The sequence below is a fragment of the Phyllobacterium sp. SB3 genome (genome assembly GCF_040009165.1).
Lineage (GTDB): Bacteria > Pseudomonadota > Alphaproteobacteria > Rhizobiales > Rhizobiaceae > Phyllobacterium.
The window spans coordinates 88704-106802 of sequence record NZ_JBDYKI010000003.1; the positions used below are offsets into that span (position 1 = coordinate 88704).

Sequence of the window (18099 nt, forward strand, 5' to 3'; positions counted from 1 at the left end):
ATTACCAAATAATTTTAGAAGGGCCGGTATTTCATGGCTATTAATTCCGTAATCGACGTTGCTAGGTATGTTGCTAGACAGATTGGTGCAGACCCTTTGGATGTCCTTACTGCTATCTCCTATGAGACTGGTGGTACTCTAAACCCTAATCAAAAAGGTCCAACAACCAAGTGGGGTCAACACCGTGGTCTTATCCAGTGGGGTGGTCCTCAGAGAGAAAAGTACCTCAACAATGATATGTCTCTTCCTTCTCAAGCCGAAGGGATGGTCAGGTACTTCCAAGACGCTGGCTTCAAGCCCGGTATGGGCTACAAGGATTTATACTCAGCAATTAACGCTGGCTCAGTAGGCCGTTATAGCGCTTCTGACGAGGCTGCTGGTGGTGCTCCCGGTAGCGTACTCGATAAGGTGAATTCTAGGCAGATGGCTCAACATAGGGCTAAGGCTGCTGAATTAATTGGTGGGAACGCTAGTGTCCCTTCATATGACTATTCCGGGCAGGACAATTCGCCACCTCAGGGTTCTCCTCAGTATGCTGAGTCTAGTCCACCGAGGGATATTCCGGGCTTAGTCCGGTCATTGGCATACGGTAATCAACAAAAGACTTCCGAAGCGGAAGAGAAGCCTCAGGGTGGTATCTTTAATGCCCTCAGTAACCTTGCCCCTACTCAGGAAGCCCCTGAGATAGCTCCTATGCAGAACGGTGCACAAGGACCGCAACTTGCGGAATTTATCAGTCAGTTTCAGCAATCCCGCCAAAAACAAAATCCATTTTCAATTTAAATAATTTTAGGAGCCACAGATGAGTTCTATCTGGGACTGGAGCTTAACTCCATCTAATAACGATACTGCTGATGCTGATGTAAACTGGGTTGAAGGTCAGCTTCCATCTACAGTTAATAATTCTGCTCGTCAGATGATGACTCGTATCAAAGAGCTGCTTAATGACCTCTCTGGTGTGAATTCAAGTACAGGCTCAGCAGGAGCTTATAGTCTTTCTGCCTCATCTTCTTTTGAGACGTTGACTGATGGTTTGATAGTTGCCTTCAAGGCCCATGTTGCTAACACGGCGGCTGCAACAATAAATGTCAATCTCATTGGCTCGAAATCATTGAGACGCCTAAGCCCTACTGGCGATATTCCACTGGTAGCTGGTGATATCTGTGTTGGTGGAATTTATGCCCTCGTGTATTCGAGCACAGCAGCCGGTGGTTCAGGGGGCTGGATAGTCTCTGGCTTCAACCGTGCTAGTGCCGCTGACTTGACAGGGACTATCTCTGATACAGTCCACGGCGAGCGTGCCGGTGGTGCTCTTCACGCCAATGCCACTACGTCTGTTGCTGGCTTTATGAGTTCAGCCGATAAGACCAAACTTGACTCCGGTGGTGTTAATCCTCCGGGAACGATTATCCTCTTCGCTGCCAACACTGTACCTTCGGGCTATTTGAAGTGTAACGGTGCTGCTATATCTCGTGCCACGTATGCAGCTCTCTTCTCTGCTATCTCCACAACCCATGGTGCAGGGGACGGTTCTACGACCTTTAACGTCCCTGACCTTCGTGGTGAGTTCGTTCGTGGTTTTGACGATGGGCGCGGAGTAGATTCGGGACGTGTCTTTGGTTCTGCCCAAGCTGGTGCTTACGAAAGCCATACCCATACTGCAAGCTCTGCTTCTGCCGGTGCCCATACGCATACTGCGAGTACTGCTTCCGCTGGTGCCCATACCCATACGGGTACTGCTGCATCTGACGGTGCTCATACACATACTGGCACAACGGCTTCGTACTCCCATGGCCATACTGGCACTACAGCAGCCGGGGGTGCTCACAACCACACATTCTCAGGCACTACCTCTACTAACGGCAATCATAGCCACTCTATAAGAGAAGGTGGAACCGGGTCTTCGAGCGGTTTTGTGTTTGACGACTCCTCGCCGGGTACGAATGCACCACTTGGGACAAATGATGCTGGTAATCACAACCATACCTTTAGTGGTACGACCTCGACCTCAGCAACTCATACGCATACATTTACGACTTCCTCGGACAGTCATACCCATGCGTTTACAACTGGCTCTGCTGGCGCTCATACCCACGCAGTTACTACGGTTTCTGCCGGGGCACATACTCATACCGTGACCGTCAACTCTGATGGCGCACATACTCATGGCGTCACAGTCAATGCCTCAGGTTCTAGTGAGACACGCCCTCGCAACAAAGCCCTAGTCTACCTCATTAAAACCTAAAGAAAGGGGGAGGTTGTGCCAATTAAAGACATACAATTTAAACCTACTGCCTCTCTCAATGCTCGTACTGTCGTACAAGAGGGTAATAGTCTTGTAGCTGTAGACACTCCTCCGGGAGGACCCTACCAACCCCTAGACTCTGATTTAACTGCTATTGCTGCATTGAGTACGACTATTTACGGTAGGAGCCTCCTGACTCTAGCGAACAACGCAGCACTGGCTACAAGCCTAAATGGAAACTGGCTACCATTGACTGGTGGTACTTTAACAGGTGCTGTCTCTGGTACAGCACTTACACTATCGGGTGCTTTAAATGGTACTTCAGCGACGTTTAGTGGAGCTGTAACAATCCCTGCAACAGGTTTGAGACTAAATGGAAATGTTGGTACTGCTAGAGGTATCCGTTTCCAGACGAGCGGTTCTGACCGTTGGGTACTTTACACTAGTGGGACAGCAGAAAGTGGTTCTGATAACGGTTCCAATCTCGAACTCAACCGGTATAATGATGCTGGTACGTTTCTAGATACTCTGATTTCTATAAATAGAGAAACGGGAAATACATCTCTTAATGGGACTATCCTAGCGAATTACGGACAAATAAGATTCCCTGCTACCCAGAACCCTACGACACAAGTCAATACTCTAGATGACTACGAAGAGGGTACTTGGACGCCTGTAGTTCAGTTTGGCGGAGTCTCGACAGGAATTACTTATAATACGCAGACTGGTGAGTATCAGAAAATTGGTAAGTGGGTATATTTATCTTTTATCATTATATTGACTAATAAAGGTGCTGCTACAGGCAGTATGCTTATAACTGGACTCCCTTTTACGATAGGTAATATTGGTGGAGGTGGTTCTCTTGGAGGAATTTCTCAATTCCAGTCTACAATGACTGGACTGACTTCCGCTCCATTTTATTATGGAACATCTGTAACATTATCAGTATTTCAGTTTGGAGCAACAGGACAGGTCGCTGTGACTAATGCGAATGTCAACAACACGACACGCCTTCAAGGCGTACTTTTTTACCCAAGCACTTCTTAAGAGGATGTAATGTTTGAAGAGAAAACAGAATACGACATTACCGTAAAGCCTACAGGTCATATTGAAGTCCGTCGTTCAGATATTGTCCTTCGGGATAATCAAGAGATTGCTAGGACTTACCATAGGCATGTAGTCACTCCCGGAGATGACGTCTCCGAAGAAGTAGAACAAGTCCAGAATATAGCAGAAGCTGTGTGGACAACTGCCTTGATAGAGGCAGCTAGTCAGCTACAGACACAAGAGCTTTAAAATACCCTTCTTTGTGTATCCATTAGACCCTACAGCGCGTTTCTAGTGCTGATTGGTAACTACCTACCTTAAACTACAAACGCCTCTCTATGACTCATTATGAGTCTTTCTGACACCCCAGTGTCTGCGAGCGATTTCTAACAAACACGTTTTCAAAAATATTTTCAAAGGCGCTAGAGGCCCTGCCTCGGCGTGCTCCAAAGGAGCTTATTATGAACCTCACTCTAGGTGATGCTCAGACGATTATTGCTGAGTGCAAGAAACAAAACCTTCTTCGAAACCAAGCGGCTTATGTTCTCGGTACTGCGTACTGGGAAACAGCCAAGACCTTGAAACCAGTCAAAGAGGCCTACTGGCTATCCGAGACTTGGCGAAAGAATAACCTTCGTTACTATCCGTATTACGGGAGGGGGTACGTACAGCTCACATGGGATTACAACTATGAAAAGTACGGTATTAAAGACGAACCGGATAAGGCCCTAGAGCCTGAACTGGCTGCCTATATTCTGGTAGACGGTATGAAGAATGGTATTTTCACTGGAAAGAAGCTCTCGGATTACATCACCCTTCAAAAATCTGACTTCGTAGGTGCTCGTCCTATCGTAAACGGGACTGATAAAGCTAGGGAGATTGCTGACCTAGCGAAGCAATATGATGCCGACTTGAAAGCAATTGGTTATGGCGAAGAGAAGCCTGAGACCTCCGCTGGAGTCAGTTCTGCCACAGCGTTGCTCGAACTCATTTTTGACCTCATTAAAAAATTTCTAGGCAAGTAATTGCCGGATGTAATCGGAAAGTAGCCCCATGTTTCTAGGTGCCCTTAAACTCATACTGGGCTGGTTCACTGGCGGAACCCTTAGCTCAATTCTCTCTACAATTGATAAGCATATGCAAAACAAGGTGACATCAGAAGAGGTCAAAGCTGACGTTACGAAAACATATGTCGAAGCTCAGGCTCGTTTGCTTGTTGGCCGAACGTGGTGGTTCCAATTGTTTTTCGTCATACCGCTGGGCCTTTGGTGGACCTCTGTGATTATCGATAGCATCTTTATTCACTCGGATTGGTACACCCATAGTACAGCAGCTCTACCAGCCCCTTTGGATACATGGGCGGGGTGGATTATTTCCGCTTTGTTCGTCGTTGACGGTACGAAGGCCCTCTTGGGGAGGTTCGGAAAGTGACACTTACACAAGCAGAACGAATCACTCGCCTTGAAGTCAAAATGGAGGGTATGGAAAAGCAACTCGCTGGTATGGATGAGAAGCTTACAGAACTTCATGGCATCTTCCTTCAGGGGAAGGGTGCTCGGTATACGATTATTGCAGCAGCGGGTATCTTGGGCTTCATAGCCTCGTGGTTCCCGTCACTTCTGCAATACCTTGTCAACATCGCGAAATAATCAAGAAAACACAGCAAGAAACATACTACAGGGTCAACCTAACTTGAGGGAAATTCTTCCTTCAGTCGGTTGGCCCTTTTTTATTCTCAAAATTTCGGGTTGACTTGAGAAGGAATTCCCCTGAAGATTCAGGTGAAGTCATTGGAATACCGGAAGGTGAGCATCTTTCAAGATGCGACAGTGAGCAGATGAAATCTGCGAACAGATGGTGGGCGTGACAGGGATTGAACCTGTGACCCCTACGATGTCAACGTAGTGCTCTCCCGCTGAGCTACACGCCCATCTGCCGGGCGCATACACCATATTGAATTGTGTCCGTCAATAGCTGTTGACGGAACTTATTGGCTTTCTTGCAGGAATGTCAGAATAGCTCAGTGAAGCTAGGCTGCGACGAGCATTTTTTCAATTTCGTTGACGAGATCGCGCAAATGAAAGGGCTTGGACAGCACTTTGGCATCTTTGGGTGCCTTCGAATCAGCATTCAAAGCCACGGCTGCAAAACCTGTGATGAACATGATCTTGAGGTCCGGATCGATTTCAGACGCCCGGCGTGCCAGCTCGATCCCATCCATTTCCGGCATGACGATATCGGTTAGCAGTAATGAGAATGGCTCTTCCCGCAGGCGATCATAGGCACTGGCACCATTATCGAAATGCGTGACATGATAGCCAGCTTTCTCGAGCGCCTTCACAAGAAAGCGCCGCATATCGTTGTCATCTTCTGCAAGAAGTATTCTTTTCATCGGTCCGTCCGAATTATCTAGCGCCGGATCATCCCCAGACCAGCGTTACGTAGAATCTACAAAGCGCTTTTTTGGTAAAGATCACGTGAATGATTTGCTAGAAATAAGGCTGAATGGGGTAAATGTCGAGGTGGCCCAGCGCGGATACAGCATCTTAGCAAAGATCGGCAAATGTTCCGTGCACGATCAATTCCATTACAGGTAAACTTGCTCTAGAGTGCTGCTTGCATAGCCCACAAGTTCAGTAAATAACATCGAAGTGAATGATGACCGTCAATCGCGACTTTCCTGACAGCCCGCCATATGAATTGCGGCAGCCATCCGATCAACGGATACCATTTGTTTTCAACTCACCCCATAGCGGTCGTTTTTATCCGCCGGCATTCATCCAGCAATCGCAACTTGACGCGCATATAATCCGCCGCTCGGAAGATTGCTTTGTAGATCAGTTATTCTCGTCGGCAGTGATGCTCGGTGCGCCATTGATGCTGGCGCATTTCCCACGCGCCTATCTCGACGTCAATCGCGAGCCATATGAACTCGATGCCAAGATGTTCGTGGAGCCTTTGCCGCCTTTTGCAAACGGTCATTCTGCGCGCGTAGCAGGCGGGCTTGGAACAGTACCCCGCCTGGTGGGAGAGGGGCAGGAAATATATGCGCAAAAGTTGCATATCTCCGAGGCGCTAGGTCGTATCGACAGCATCTACAAACCCTATCACGCGATGCTCGGCAATGTGCTTGCCGCAACATATGCGCGCTTTGGTTATGCCGTCCTCGTGGATTGCCACTCAATGCCTGCCAGTATCCGTTTTCCGGAAAGTGGAATGCGGCCCGATTTCATTATTGGCGACCGGTTCGGTACAAGCTGCGCCTCTGAATTGGCAGGAGCCGCCATACAGTTATTGCGCGAAATGGGCTATGTGGTTGCACACAACAAGCCTTATGCCGGAGGGTACATTACCGAGCACTATGGCCGCCCTCTGAAACATTTTCACGCATTGCAGATCGAAGTTAATCGCGGCCTTTATCTGAATGAAAACACCTATGAGAAAAAGCCCGGGTTTGATCAGCTTCAGCGCGATATAGGATTATTTCTTGCGGATTTGGTCTCGCTGCCGGATTTCTATTTCATCGACACTCCGTTGGCAGCGGAGTAGGCCGGTATCAACAGTACAATAAAAAAGACCGCGCGTGAGCGCGGCCTAAGTCTAGGGAGGAAACGCCCAAGGAGGGCATAGACAGGTCACCCCGTCCAATGATCAGTCTATGCTGCATCGCACAAATGTCAAGTCACTTGAGTGATTTTTTGAGCATTCGAAAATATTGCCTAAAAAACATGCATAATTTGCGTGTTTTGATCATAAAAGAGAATATTCCAGTCGTCAGGAGCTGCTTTGGTTATAGATATTACCTTCTTGAAACGAATCGCAGAGGTTGCCGCCGAGCAAACTTTGCCTCGTTTTCGTACCGGATCGCTAGTCGACAACAAGTATCAGACTGGCTTCGATCCGGTGACCGAGGCTGATAGGGAAGCTGAGCGAGCGATCCGTGCCTTGATCAATGCAACCTTTCCCGAACATGGCATTCTTGGGGAAGAATTCGGCGGAGAGAATCTCGATCAGCCGAATATATGGGTCATTGACCCCATTGACGGCACGCGGGCTTTCATTTCCGGATTGCCTGTCTGGGGAACCCTTGCAGGTTTGACGGTCGACGGCGATGCGGTGGCAGGTTTGATGTCACAGCCGTTCACCCAGGAGCTTTTCATGTGTGATGGTGATGCGTCATGGTACGAAGGACCAGAGGGAACGCGCCGTTTGCAAACACGCAAGACGAGTGAACTTGCCGATGCAACGCTTTTCACGACTACCCCCGCGCTTTTTAAGGGCACCCAGCGTGAAGCCTATGACAGAGTTGAGTCGACGGTCCGGCTAGCCCGATATGGTACGGATTGTTATGCTTACGCGATGCTGGCGTCAGGGTTTGTCGATCTGGTGATCGAAACCGGGCTCCATCCTTATGATATTGTTGCTCTTGTTCCGATCATCGAAAAAGCTGGCGGCGTCATTACGACTTGGGACGGCGGACCGGCCGAAAAGGCTGGCGATATCGTTGCCGCAGCGACTCCGGACCTCCATGCCAAGGCATTGGCGATGCTTAATCGGTAAGTTCAGTCTCGTCCGATAATTGTGTCGGTTCGTTGCCGGTTCCCGGGATGAAGGCATCGAACGCAGCGAAGAACTGTTCGCGATAGAAATCTGCCTCCTGCAGTATTTCATGCCTTGCCCCATCAATGGTGAGAAGGGTGGTGTTGCGCAACTGCAGGGCATACCGTTCTATCGCCGGGGTTGAGACAATCCTGTCCGCTCCGGCAGCTATGACCAGCATCGGGAGGCGAATTTTTTCGATGAATTCCGGACGGTTGACCTTGTTGATTGCTTTTGCGGCAGCAAGAATCCAGCTTGCGGTGGGCCCGCCGAGAGCAAGCTCCGGCGATTGTTCAAGCACCTCGCATTGGCGCTTGTAGCGGACAGCATCCGATGTCACCGGATTGTTCTCGAAGGGCTTGGCCTTATATGGCCCGCTCATCATATATGTTCTGCCAAGTCCGACAGACCGCAGGGCATTAGCGACTATCCTGGCCGTCACCCTTTGCAGGCGCGTCATCGGGATATCAAGCAGCGGCGATGTCAGAACCATGCGATGGATTCGATTGGACATGGCAGGCGCTGCAAGCAGCGCGATCAATGCGCCAGTAGAATGGGCAAGAACGTAAAATGGCCCTCTGCAGTCCGGGAGAAGCACTGTCTCGAAAAAGCTTTGGAAGTCAGCAACGTAGTGGTCGAAGCTTCTGATATGACCGCGTGCCGCATCACGCAGAACGCGGCTTGAAGCACCCTGACCGCGCCAATCAAAGGTGGCGACTGTGAATCCCCGCGATGCAATATCCCTGGCGGTTTCGAAGTATTTCTCGATGCACTCGCTACGCCCATGCAGAATGATAACTGTTCCGCGGACATGAGGTGTGCTGGCGGGGATGATCGCGTATCGCAATTGCTTGCGATCCGGCAGATCAAAACTGTCGACGCGGGTACCCGCAGGAATGGGATTGGACGCGGTTTCGACGAGGGATCGGATCATGTGCGTGCCTTAAAGAGCAAGTTGACTCCGTGATAATGCCGCTCCGGCAGAAGGTCAAACGATGCAGAGAAAACAACCAGGACTTGAAATACAGCGAATATAGGGTTTGAAAAGACTTGAAATAAAGATCGACCGGAAACTCTGCCTGAGAGCTTCCGGTCAGTACATTGCGGATGGAAGGGACGTTACATCCGCAATGATTTCGGCTTTATCAGTAGGCCGGATTGATTTCGATGCGGAAGCCCGAGCGATCACGGTCACGATCGCGCCCAACACGGCGAGTTTCGAGAATTTCACCACGGCGGGATACGACGACGATAACCGGATTGCCGCGACGCGAGGCTCTTACGAAATAGCGGCCACGTTCAAAGTTAACATCGCGAACCCTGTAGCCACGGCGTTCAAGCATGCGGGTAACGTCGCGTGGGCCAAAGCGTTCGCGGCGGTCTTCGCGCCAGTCACGGCGATCACGATCAAAACGGCCGCGATCCTGAATGAAGTAGCCGTCCGGCTCATCCTGCTCCAGATAGATGGCAGGTGCGTTATCGCGATAATAACGTTCCTGAGCGACTGCCGAAGAGGCGAAACCAGTGATCAAAAGTGCAGCGGCAGTAAGCGCGAAAAGAGGTCTCTTCATTGTCCTATCCTTTGTATGCCGAACTGTATGCGGCCATGAATGCTGTTATAAATTCATTGAGGTGAACGTATTCCGAAGATGATGTTCATTTTGCGTTCATTGAACGGTACGGATCGATGAAAAACCGGTCTTGAAACCACGGATCGCGCTTACCAAATAAGCTTTGCAGCCGCCATATCGGGGCTGTTGGTTCAAAGGGATTTGCCAAATCGGGGATTTCGTCACGAATCAGAAACGCGAACATTGTCGCTCTAAAGGAGGGCTTACCCATGCGTCACGTTGATTTTTCACCACTCTACCGTTCAACCGTCGGTTTTGACCGGCTTTTCACCATTCTCGACAGTTTGGCACAGCCAGATGGTGCCCAGACATATCCGCCCTATAACATTGAGCGGACAGGCGAGAATACCTATCGCATCACCATGGCAGTTGCCGGATTCTCTGAAGATGAAATCCAGATTGAAGCCCATCGCAATCAGCTCAAGGTGACGGGCGAAAAGGCTGCCGAAAAGTCGGAGGGCGCTGAAACGCTCTATCGCGGAATTGCTTCGCGAGCATTCGAACGCCGCTTCCATCTTGCCGATTTCGTCGAGGTTAATGGTGCCAGCCTGAAAAATGGCTTGCTGCACATTGATCTCAAGCGCGAAATTCCGGAAGAGATGAAGCCGCGCAAGATCGCAGTCACGGCTTTATCTGACAATGAAGCCAAGCAGATCGAAGCAAAAGCTACGAACTAAGCGATAGGTAATGAGTGAAGAAGGCGGCGCAGAAATGCGCCGCTTTTTTATGCGATCAGATCACCAAATCGGCTGACTTCTTCCTGTGTCGTTGCGAAGCTTGTGACCAGTCGAATCAACGTTTCATTTTCGGTAATCAATTTTGCTTCGTTGTGGGGCGGCTTCCACTCATAGAAAATAGCTCCACTTGCCTGCAAACCGGCAATATTATCTTTGGAAACGATAGCGAAAACTTCGTTTGCACGTGGCTCCCAAGCCAGTTTCAATTTTTTCGAGGCGGTAATCTGCTCTGAAAGTGCTCTTGCCATGCCGTTGGCATGGCTTGCCAGTTCCAACCATAGTCCGTCAGCAAAATAAGCTTCGAACTGCGCTGCTACAAACCGCGATTTTGAGAAAAGCTGGGCGGATCTCTTGCGGATGTAAGGCAGTTCTTTTGCCTGATCCGGATTCATGAACACCAAAGCCTCGGCGCACCAGCAGCCATTTTTGGTTCCTCCGAAGGAGAGAATGTCGATGCCCTGCCGCCACGTCATGTCCGCAGGAGTGCAGCCAAGGGTCACCAGAGCATTGGCAAATCGTGCACCGTCCATGTGGAGTGGCAAGCCATTGTCTTTGCACAGTGCAGAGATTGCCGCGATGTCACTCAATTCATAGAGTGTGCCGATCTCGGTGGACTGCGTGATAGAAACGCCCGAAGGCTGGCCCGCATGAACATTGCCGGGAGCGAAACCCTTGATCGCTGCTTTTAGATTGTTGATATCAATACGCCCGGTTGGGCCATCCACCGGCTGCAAACGGCCTCCAGCAGAGAGAAAACCGGGAGCCCCACCTTCGTCATCAATCACATGAGCTTCACGATGTGCAAACGTAACGCCTCCTGGCTTGCCAATGGCGGCTTGAGCCAGCGAATTGGCAGCAGTCCCCGTTCCAACAAAGAAAACGGCGACTTCGCGCTCGAATATGGTGTTGAATGTCTCATCCACGGTGCGGTCAAGCGTGCTGGTACCGTAGGCTGAGGCAAAGCCATCAGAATGCCGGTTGAGATTCTCTGCAATTTTGGGGTGGGCGCCGGCCCAGTTATCGGACGCAAAGTGCATGAATCTTACCTCTGTTCAGGATGAATGAGCAGAGGCTTACGCCTTTCAAAGCGCGCTGGAAAGCGGCCTCCCGCGATAAAGCCGGATGAAGTAACTACTTAGTTGGTGATTTTTAGCGGAAAATCCTGCTTCCGTAACTAATGTGACCAAATTGACAATTTGACGCAATCTTCTTTCGCGGATTGATGTTATTTTTTGCTTTTCCATCTTGTTTGTTTGGAATTATTCTGGCATACGCTAATACGACAGCAATGCTGTCCTATTTGTGGGGGCTGAGGATTTAGGACGGCAAGCTTGGCTTTCGTCCTCCTTGAGGTGCCCGCAATCTTATAATCGGAAGATATGCCGCATGAAGCGGGGCGTGAATTATGCTATTCCGTCCCTAAGAGATAAGACCGCCCTGCGAGGGCATGAATTGGAGGAATTGACGATGTCGGATTTGACGCCATCTGTAACGACTGAACTCGCTCAGGCCGTACAGAATCGTGCGGTCAAAACCAATAAATTGTCAGGTTTTCCCAAAGCTCAAGGTCTTTATGATCCGCGCAACGAACATGATGCGTGTGGTGTGGGCTTCGTTGCCCATATGAAGGGCGAGAAGTCCCGCAAAATCATCGAAGACGGACTTTTCATGCTTGAAAACCTTACCCATCGCGGCGCTGTCGGTGCCGATCCTTTGATGGGTGATGGTGCTGGTATGCTGGTGCAGATTCCAGACGCATTTTTCCGTGCCGAGTGGGCCGAAAAGGGCGTCGAGCTTCCTGCCGTAAACCAATATGCCGTTGGCTATTTCTTCATGCCGCAGGACCCGGAAGAGCGTGCTCATATTGAGCAGGTCGTCGCTGAGGTTATTGCTTCGGAAGGCCAGACTCTGATCGGCTTCCGTGACGTGCCAGTTGACAACTCTTCGCTGTCAAAGGCTCCGCATATTGCTGCGACCGAGCCCTTTCATCGTCAGGTGTTCATAGGGCGTAACCCTAACATTGAATCCGACGAAGACTTCGAAGGTCGTCTTTTCGTCCTGCGCAAGGTGATCTCAAACCGCATCTATAAGGAGAATGGCGACAAAGAGAGCGATTTCTATGTTGTCTCCATGTCGGCGCGGACGATTGTCTATAAGGGTATGTTCCTCGCTTATCAGGTCGGTGCCTACTACAAGGATCTAAAGGATCCGCGTTTTGTCAGTGCCGTTGCCCTCGTGCATCAGCGCTTCTCGACCAACACATTCCCATCGTGGAAGCTTGCGCATCCCTATCGCATGGTTGCGCATAACGGCGAAATCAACACATTGCGCGGCAACGTCAACTGGATGGCTGCTCGGCAAGCCTCGGTCGACTCCGAGTTTTTTGGCAACGACATTTCCAAGCTTTGGCCAATCTCATATGAAGGCCAGTCGGATACAGCTTGCTTCGACAATGCTTTGGAGTTCCTGTTTCAGGGCGGGTATTCGCTTGCTCATGCGATGATGATGCTGATCCCTGAGGCATGGTCCGGCAACAAGCTGATAGCGGACGACCGCAAGGCTTTTTACGAATATCACGCGGCCCTGATGGAGCCATGGGACGGGCCAGCTGCCGTTGCCTTTACAGATGGCCGCCAGATCGGCGCAACGCTGGACCGTAACGGTCTGCGTCCAGCCCGCTATCTCGTCACGGACGATGATTTTGTCGTCATGGCATCAGAAGCGGGCGTGCTTCCGGTTCCAGAGGAAAAGATCGTCAAGAAATGGCGTCTGCAGCCCGGTCGCATGCTGCTCATTGATATGGAAAAGGGTGAGATTGTTTCGGATGATACGATCAAGTCCGAGATCGCAAATCGCCATCCATACAAGCAGTGGCTCAAGAACACACAGCTGATCCTGGAAGAATTGAGCCCGGTTGAACCACGCGCATTGCGCAAGGACGTCAGCCTTCTCGATCGTCAACAGGCATTCGGGTATACGCAGGAAGATACACGCATTCTGATGTCGCCAATGGCGACGACAGGTCAGGAAGCTATTGGCTCGATGGGTACGGATACGCCTATTTCGGCAATGTCTGACAAGTCGAAGATGCTTTATACCTACTTCAAGCAGAATTTCGCGCAGGTCACGAATCCGCCGATTGATCCAATTCGCGAAGAGCTGGTGATGAGCCTTGTTTCATTCATTGGTCCACGCCCGAACCTTTTCGATCTGGTTGGCACATCGCGGCGCAAGCGGCTGGAAGTCCGCCAGCCGATCCTGACCAATGGCGATCTGGAGAAAATCCGCTCAATCGGTCATACGGAAGACCGTTTCGACACGAAGACTCTCGATACAGCTTACGCTGTTGAAGAGGGCGCAGCCGGAATGGCTGGTGCTGTCGAGCGGCTTTGTGACCGTGCGGAAGCTGCAGTTCACGGTGGTTATAACATCATCATTCTGTCTGACCGGCAGGTTGGGCCGGATCGCATTCCGATCCCGGCACTTCTCGCGACGGCTGCCGTTCATCATCACCTTATCCGCAAAGGTCTGCGGACCTCGGTTGGTCTGGTGGTTGAATCGGGTGAGCCGCGCGAAGTGCATCATTTCTGCTGCCTTGCAGGCTATGGTGCGGAAGCAATCAACCCTTATCTGGCGTTCGACACATTGCTCGAAATGCACAAGCGGGGCGAGTTCCCGCCGGAAGTGGACGCGAAGGAAGTCGTATCGCGCTATATGAAGTCGATCGGCAAGGGCATTCTCAAGGTCATGTCGAAGATGGGTATCTCGACCTATCAGTCATATTGCGGTGCGCAGATTTTCGACGCTGTGGGCTTGAAGTCGGAGTTCGTTGACCGCTTCTTCTTCGGCACGGCAACCATGATCGAAGGTGTCGGTCTCGAGGAAATCGCTGAAGAAACTGTTCGGCGCCATCGCGATGCTTTCGGCAATGATCCTGTGTTGTTGAATACGCTGGAGGTTGGCGGTGAGTATGCTTACCGCATGCGTGGCGAAGCACATCTTTGGTCGCCGGACGCTGTTGCAAAACTCCAGCATGCCGTTCGTACGGACTCGGCAAGCACCTTCAAGGAGTATTCCGATCTGGTGAACAGCCAGTCGGCACGAGCCAAGACCATTCGCGGCCTGTTCAACATAAAGATGGCGAACGATACAGGGCGCAAGCCTGTATCTATAGACGATGTTGAACCAGCCAAGGAGATCGTCAAGCGGTTCTCAACGGGCGCGATGTCATTCGGGTCGATCAGCCGCGAGGCTCACACAACGCTGGCCGTTGCGATGAACCGCATCGGCGGCAAGTCCAACACGGGCGAGGGCGGCGAAGAGCCGGATCGCTTCTATCCACTGCCAGATGGCAAGCCAAACCCCGAACGTTCTGCGATCAAGCAGGTGGCATCGGGTCGTTTTGGCGTGACGACGGAATACCTCGTCAATTCCGACATGATGCAGATCAAGGTTGCCCAAGGTGCAAAGCCGGGCGAAGGTGGTCAGTTGCCGGGCCATAAGGTTGACGCCACGGTTGCCAAGACCCGGCATTCGACCCCGGGCGTTGGTCTCATTTCGCCGCCGCCGCATCACGATATTTATTCAATCGAAGATCTGGCGCAGCTGATCTATGACTTGAAGAACGTAAATCCGGAAGCCGATGTTTCCGTTAAGCTCGTATCGGAAGTCGGGGTCGGCACGGTTGCCGCCGGTGTTGCCAAGGCACGCGCAGACCATATTACCATTTCCGGTTACGATGGCGGGACCGGTGCATCGCCGCTGACATCGCTCAAGCATGCGGGCAGTCCATGGGAAATGGGCTTGGCTGAAACTCAGCAAACGCTGGTTCTCAACGGCCTTCGCTCGCGTATAGCCTTGCAGGTAGATGGCGGCTTGCGCACTGGCCGGGATGTGATTATCGGTGCACTATTGGGCGCTGATGAGTTTGGTTTCTCTACCGCACCATTGATCGCAGCGGGCTGCATCATGATGCGCAAGTGTCACCTGAACACCTGTCCTGTTGGTGTTGCGACACAGGACCCTGTTTTGCGGAAGCGCTTCAAAGGCACACCGGAACATGTGATCAACTTCTTCTTCTATATGGCGGAAGAGGTTCGAGAGTTCCTCGCTGAAATGGGTTACACGCGGTTTGAAGAGATTGTCGGAAAAGCCGAACTTCTCGAAAAGCGCGAGATGATTGATCATTGGAAGGCCAAGGGGCTCGATTTCAGTCGCATATTCCACAAACCGGAAGCACCTGAAGAAAAGACCCGTTGGACCGAGCTTCAGAACCATCCGATTTTCGATGTTCTCGACCGCAAGCTGATTGAGCAGGCGCAACCGGCTTTGGAAAGCAAGCTGCCGGTGAAGATCGAAATGGACATCAAGAATGTCGATCGTTCTGCGGGCGCAATGCTTTCTGGTGAAGTTGCCAAGCGCTACAGGCACAAGGGCCTGAAGGAAGACACTATCTCGGTGAAGTTCACGGGAACGGCCGGACAGTCTTTCGGCGCATTCCTCGCACGCGGCATCTCGTTTGATCTGATCGGCGATGGCAATGACTATGTAGGCAAGGGCCTATGCGGTGGACGCATTGTTATTCGCCCGCCTGAAAACACGAAAATAGTGCCGGAAGAGTCGATTATAGTTGGCAATACCGTGCTTTACGGAGCTATCGAAGGCGAAGCCTATTTCCGCGGTGTTGCCGGTGAACGTTTCGCTGTGCGTAACTCGGGTGCGATTGCCGTTGTCGAGGGCACAGGCGATCACGGCTGCGAATACATGACCGGCGGTGTCGTCGTCGTCATCGGTCAAACCGGACGCAACTTTGCAGCCGGTATGTCCGGCGGTGTTGCCTATGTGCTTGATGAAGCTGGTGATTTTGCCCAACGCTGCAACATGGCGATGGTCGAATTGGAGCCGGTTCCGGAAGAAGACGACATCCTTGAGAAGCTGCATCACCATGGTGGTGATCTGGCCCACAAAGGACGTGTCGATGTTTCAGCGAATATGACACGGCATGACGAGGAGCGTCTGGTTCAACTGATTTCGAACCACATGCACTACACGGGTTCAAGCCGCGCGAAGGAAATTCTCGATAACTGGGAGACCTTCAGGCCGAAATTCGTAAAAGTGATGCCGGTAGAATACCGACGCGCGCTCGAAGACATGGAGCGTATGCGGATGGGTGTCGCAGCCGAATAATTTCAATGCCTTGGCTTCGAGCGTCTTCACGATGCTCGGCCAAGGTCCAATGCTGCCCATCGATTTAAATCGATATGGGTGGCCCTCCGAGAGGCGAGGGGAGAAGTTTTATGGGTAAGGTTACAGGTTTTCTTGAGATAGACCGGCAGGTTGGCAAGTATCAGCCGGCATCGGATCGTATTCGCCACTTCAGGGAGTTCACAATTCCCATGACCGATGGCGAGGTCAAAAAGCAGGCCGCGCGCTGCATGGATTGCGGCATCCCGTTTTGTCATGGCCCAACGGGTTGTCCGGTTCATAACCAAATCCCGGACTGGAACGATCTCGTCTATAATGACAACTGGGATGAGGCGATCCGTAACCTGCATTCGACCAATAATTTCCCTGAATTTACAGGGAGAATCTGCCCTGCACCTTGCGAAGAAGCTTGTACGCTGAACCTTGAGGACGTTCCGGTTTCGATCAAGACAGTCGAGCAGGCGATTGCAGACAAGGCCTATGAAACCGGATTTATCATTCCACAGCCAGCGGCTTCAAAGACCGGCAAGAATGTTGCTGTGATCGGTTCCGGACCAGCGGGAATGGCGGCGGCGCAACAGTTGGGTCGTGCCGGACATGAGGTTCATGTCTACGAACGCGAAAGCAGGCCGGGCGGTTTGCTGCGTTATGGCATTCCGGATTTCAAGATGGAGAAGCACTTCATCGACCGCCGGGTCAGCCAGATGGAAGGGGAAGGCGTCACATTTTTCTGTGGCGTCAATGTCGGAATTGATAAGCCAATTCAAGAGCTTATCGATAGCTATGATGCGGTTTTGTATTGTGGTGGGGCTGAAACGCCGCGTCCTGCAGGTATACCGGGCGCGGATTTTGAAGGCGTGCACGATGCAATGCACTATCTGGTACAGCAGAACCGCCGCGTAGGCCGCGAGAACATCGAGTCCGTTGCCTGGAAGAGCGACTCGATTGTAGCGTCAGGAAAGCACGTTGTGGTTGTCGGTGGTGGTGATACGGCATCCGACTGCGTGGGTACGGCGTTCCGTCAGGGTGCAGTTAAAGTTACCCAGCTCGACATTCGCCCTCAGCCTCCGGAGAAGGAAGACAAGCTTAGCGTCTGGCCTTACTGGGCGACAAAAATGCGCACATCTTCATCGCAAGCCGAAGGGGCGACCCGCGAATTTCAGGTGGCGACGCTTGAATTCATTGGAGAAAATGGCGAGCTGACGCATGTGAAGTGTTGCGAAGTCGACGAGGCGCGCAAGCCAATTGCCGGGACAGAATTCTTCATCAAGGCTGATCTTGCCTTTATTGCCATCGGCTTTTCCGGCCCGTTCGAAGACGGGATCGTCAAGGAACTTTCCGGATCGCTGGAGATGAAGGCTGATCGTCGCGGCAACCGTTCGGTTGTAGCGGATGACGTGGAATATCGCACGAGTGTCGACAAGCTTTTCACGGCTGGCGACGTGCGGCGCGGCCAGTCTCTGGTCGTTTGGGCGATCCGCGAAGGGCGTCAGGCGGCAGCCTCGATAGATGCGGCTTTGATGGGAGCGACAGTCCTGCCTCGATAGATATTTCTACCGCGCGCAACCAAATTGCACGCGGTGGTTACAAATTTGCTGCAAAAATCGATCATTTTGCTGCGACATTCAGGGATTTT

Annotated in this window: 16 protein-coding genes and 1 tRNA gene; 12 read left to right on the forward strand and 5 right to left on the reverse strand. The window is 51.5% G+C overall.

The window, feature by feature from the left end:
- The first annotated feature begins 33 nt into the window (after positions 1-33).
- The 7 genes from ABKW30_RS11625 (at position 34) to ABKW30_RS11655 (ending at position 4941) form a co-directional block, all read left to right on the forward strand.
- Entirely contained in the window at positions 34-783 is a 750-nt protein-coding gene (locus ABKW30_RS11625; RefSeq protein ID WP_348599095.1) for a hypothetical protein, read from the forward strand.
- Positions 784-802: 19 nt separating this feature from the next.
- The gene (locus ABKW30_RS11630; protein WP_348599096.1) at positions 803-2245 is read left to right on the forward strand and encodes a tail fiber protein; all 1443 of its coding nucleotides are present in this window, start codon (positions 803-805) and stop codon (positions 2243-2245) included.
- 15 nt (positions 2246-2260) lie between these two features.
- Positions 2261-3292: a hypothetical protein gene (locus tag ABKW30_RS11635; RefSeq protein ID WP_348599097.1), complete on the forward strand. Its 1032-nt coding sequence runs from the start codon at positions 2261-2263 to the stop codon at positions 3290-3292.
- A 9-nt stretch (positions 3293-3301) separates the two neighbouring features.
- The gene (locus tag ABKW30_RS11640; protein ID WP_348599098.1) at positions 3302-3541 is read left to right on the forward strand and encodes a hypothetical protein; all 240 of its coding nucleotides are present in this window, start codon (positions 3302-3304) and stop codon (positions 3539-3541) included.
- Between the two features lie 212 nt (positions 3542-3753).
- Entirely contained in the window at positions 3754-4317 is a 564-nt protein-coding gene (locus ABKW30_RS11645) for a carboxypeptidase (RefSeq protein ID WP_348599099.1), read from the forward strand.
- Between the two features lie 28 nt (positions 4318-4345).
- Positions 4346-4723, forward strand: coding sequence for a hypothetical protein (locus ABKW30_RS11650; RefSeq protein WP_348599100.1), 378 nt, complete (start codon positions 4346-4348; stop codon positions 4721-4723).
- A complete protein-coding gene (locus tag ABKW30_RS11655) occupies positions 4720-4941 on the forward strand; it encodes a hypothetical protein (protein ID WP_348599101.1) in 222 nt (73 codons plus the stop codon). Before ABKW30_RS11650 ends, ABKW30_RS11655 begins: the two co-directional genes overlap by 4 nt.
- Positions 4942-5147: 206 nt before the next feature.
- On the opposite strand, the gene ABKW30_RS11660 is transcribed toward ABKW30_RS11655, so the two are convergent.
- Both ABKW30_RS11660 and ABKW30_RS11665 read right to left on the reverse strand, forming a co-directional pair.
- Positions 5148-5222 (reverse strand) — tRNA-Val (locus ABKW30_RS11660).
- 99 nt (positions 5223-5321) lie between these two features.
- Positions 5322-5684, reverse strand: a complete 363-nt coding sequence (locus tag ABKW30_RS11665; protein ID WP_008124673.1) for a response regulator — start codon at positions 5682-5684, stop codon at positions 5322-5324.
- Positions 5685-5950: 266 nt separating this feature from the next.
- Here ABKW30_RS11665 and ABKW30_RS11670 point away from each other — a divergent pair, with 266 nt between their 5' ends.
- Together ABKW30_RS11670 and hisN are read left to right on the forward strand one after the other, a co-directional pair.
- Positions 5951-6841, forward strand: a complete 891-nt coding sequence (locus ABKW30_RS11670; protein WP_348599774.1) for an N-formylglutamate amidohydrolase — start codon at positions 5951-5953, stop codon at positions 6839-6841.
- A 237-nt stretch (positions 6842-7078) separates the two neighbouring features.
- Entirely contained in the window at positions 7079-7852 is a 774-nt protein-coding gene (gene hisN / locus ABKW30_RS11675) for a histidinol-phosphatase (protein ID WP_348599102.1), read from the forward strand.
- Here the strand turns inward: hisN and ABKW30_RS11680 are convergent.
- Positions 7842-8825, reverse strand: coding sequence for an alpha/beta hydrolase (locus ABKW30_RS11680; protein WP_348599103.1), 984 nt, complete (start codon positions 8823-8825; stop codon positions 7842-7844). The two genes, hisN and ABKW30_RS11680, sit on opposite strands and share 11 nt — an antisense overlap.
- Before the next feature lie 211 nt (positions 8826-9036).
- A complete protein-coding gene (locus ABKW30_RS11685) occupies positions 9037-9462 on the reverse strand; it encodes a hypothetical protein (RefSeq protein WP_348599104.1) in 426 nt (141 codons plus the stop codon).
- 269 nt (positions 9463-9731) lie between these two features.
- On the opposite strand from ABKW30_RS11685, the gene ABKW30_RS11690 reads away from it, so the two are divergent.
- Complete coding sequence (locus tag ABKW30_RS11690; protein ID WP_348599105.1) at positions 9732-10199, forward strand: Hsp20 family protein; 468 nt, start codon at positions 9732-9734, stop codon at positions 10197-10199.
- 47 nt (positions 10200-10246) lie between these two features.
- Here the strand turns inward: ABKW30_RS11690 and ABKW30_RS11695 are convergent, their stop codons facing one another.
- Positions 10247-11296 (reverse strand): low specificity L-threonine aldolase, encoded by a 1050-nt coding sequence (locus ABKW30_RS11695; RefSeq protein WP_348599106.1) that lies wholly within the window; start codon positions 11294-11296, stop codon positions 10247-10249.
- Positions 11297-11726: 430 nt separating this feature from the next.
- Between ABKW30_RS11695 and gltB the strand changes: the two genes are divergently transcribed.
- Positions 11727-16445 (forward strand): glutamate synthase large subunit, encoded by a 4719-nt coding sequence (gene gltB / locus ABKW30_RS11700; protein WP_348599108.1) that lies wholly within the window; start codon positions 11727-11729, stop codon positions 16443-16445.
- Between the two features lie 110 nt (positions 16446-16555).
- Positions 16556-18010 (forward strand): glutamate synthase subunit beta, encoded by a 1455-nt coding sequence (locus ABKW30_RS11705; protein WP_348599109.1) that lies wholly within the window; start codon positions 16556-16558, stop codon positions 18008-18010.
- Positions 18011-18099 lie beyond the last annotated feature (89 nt).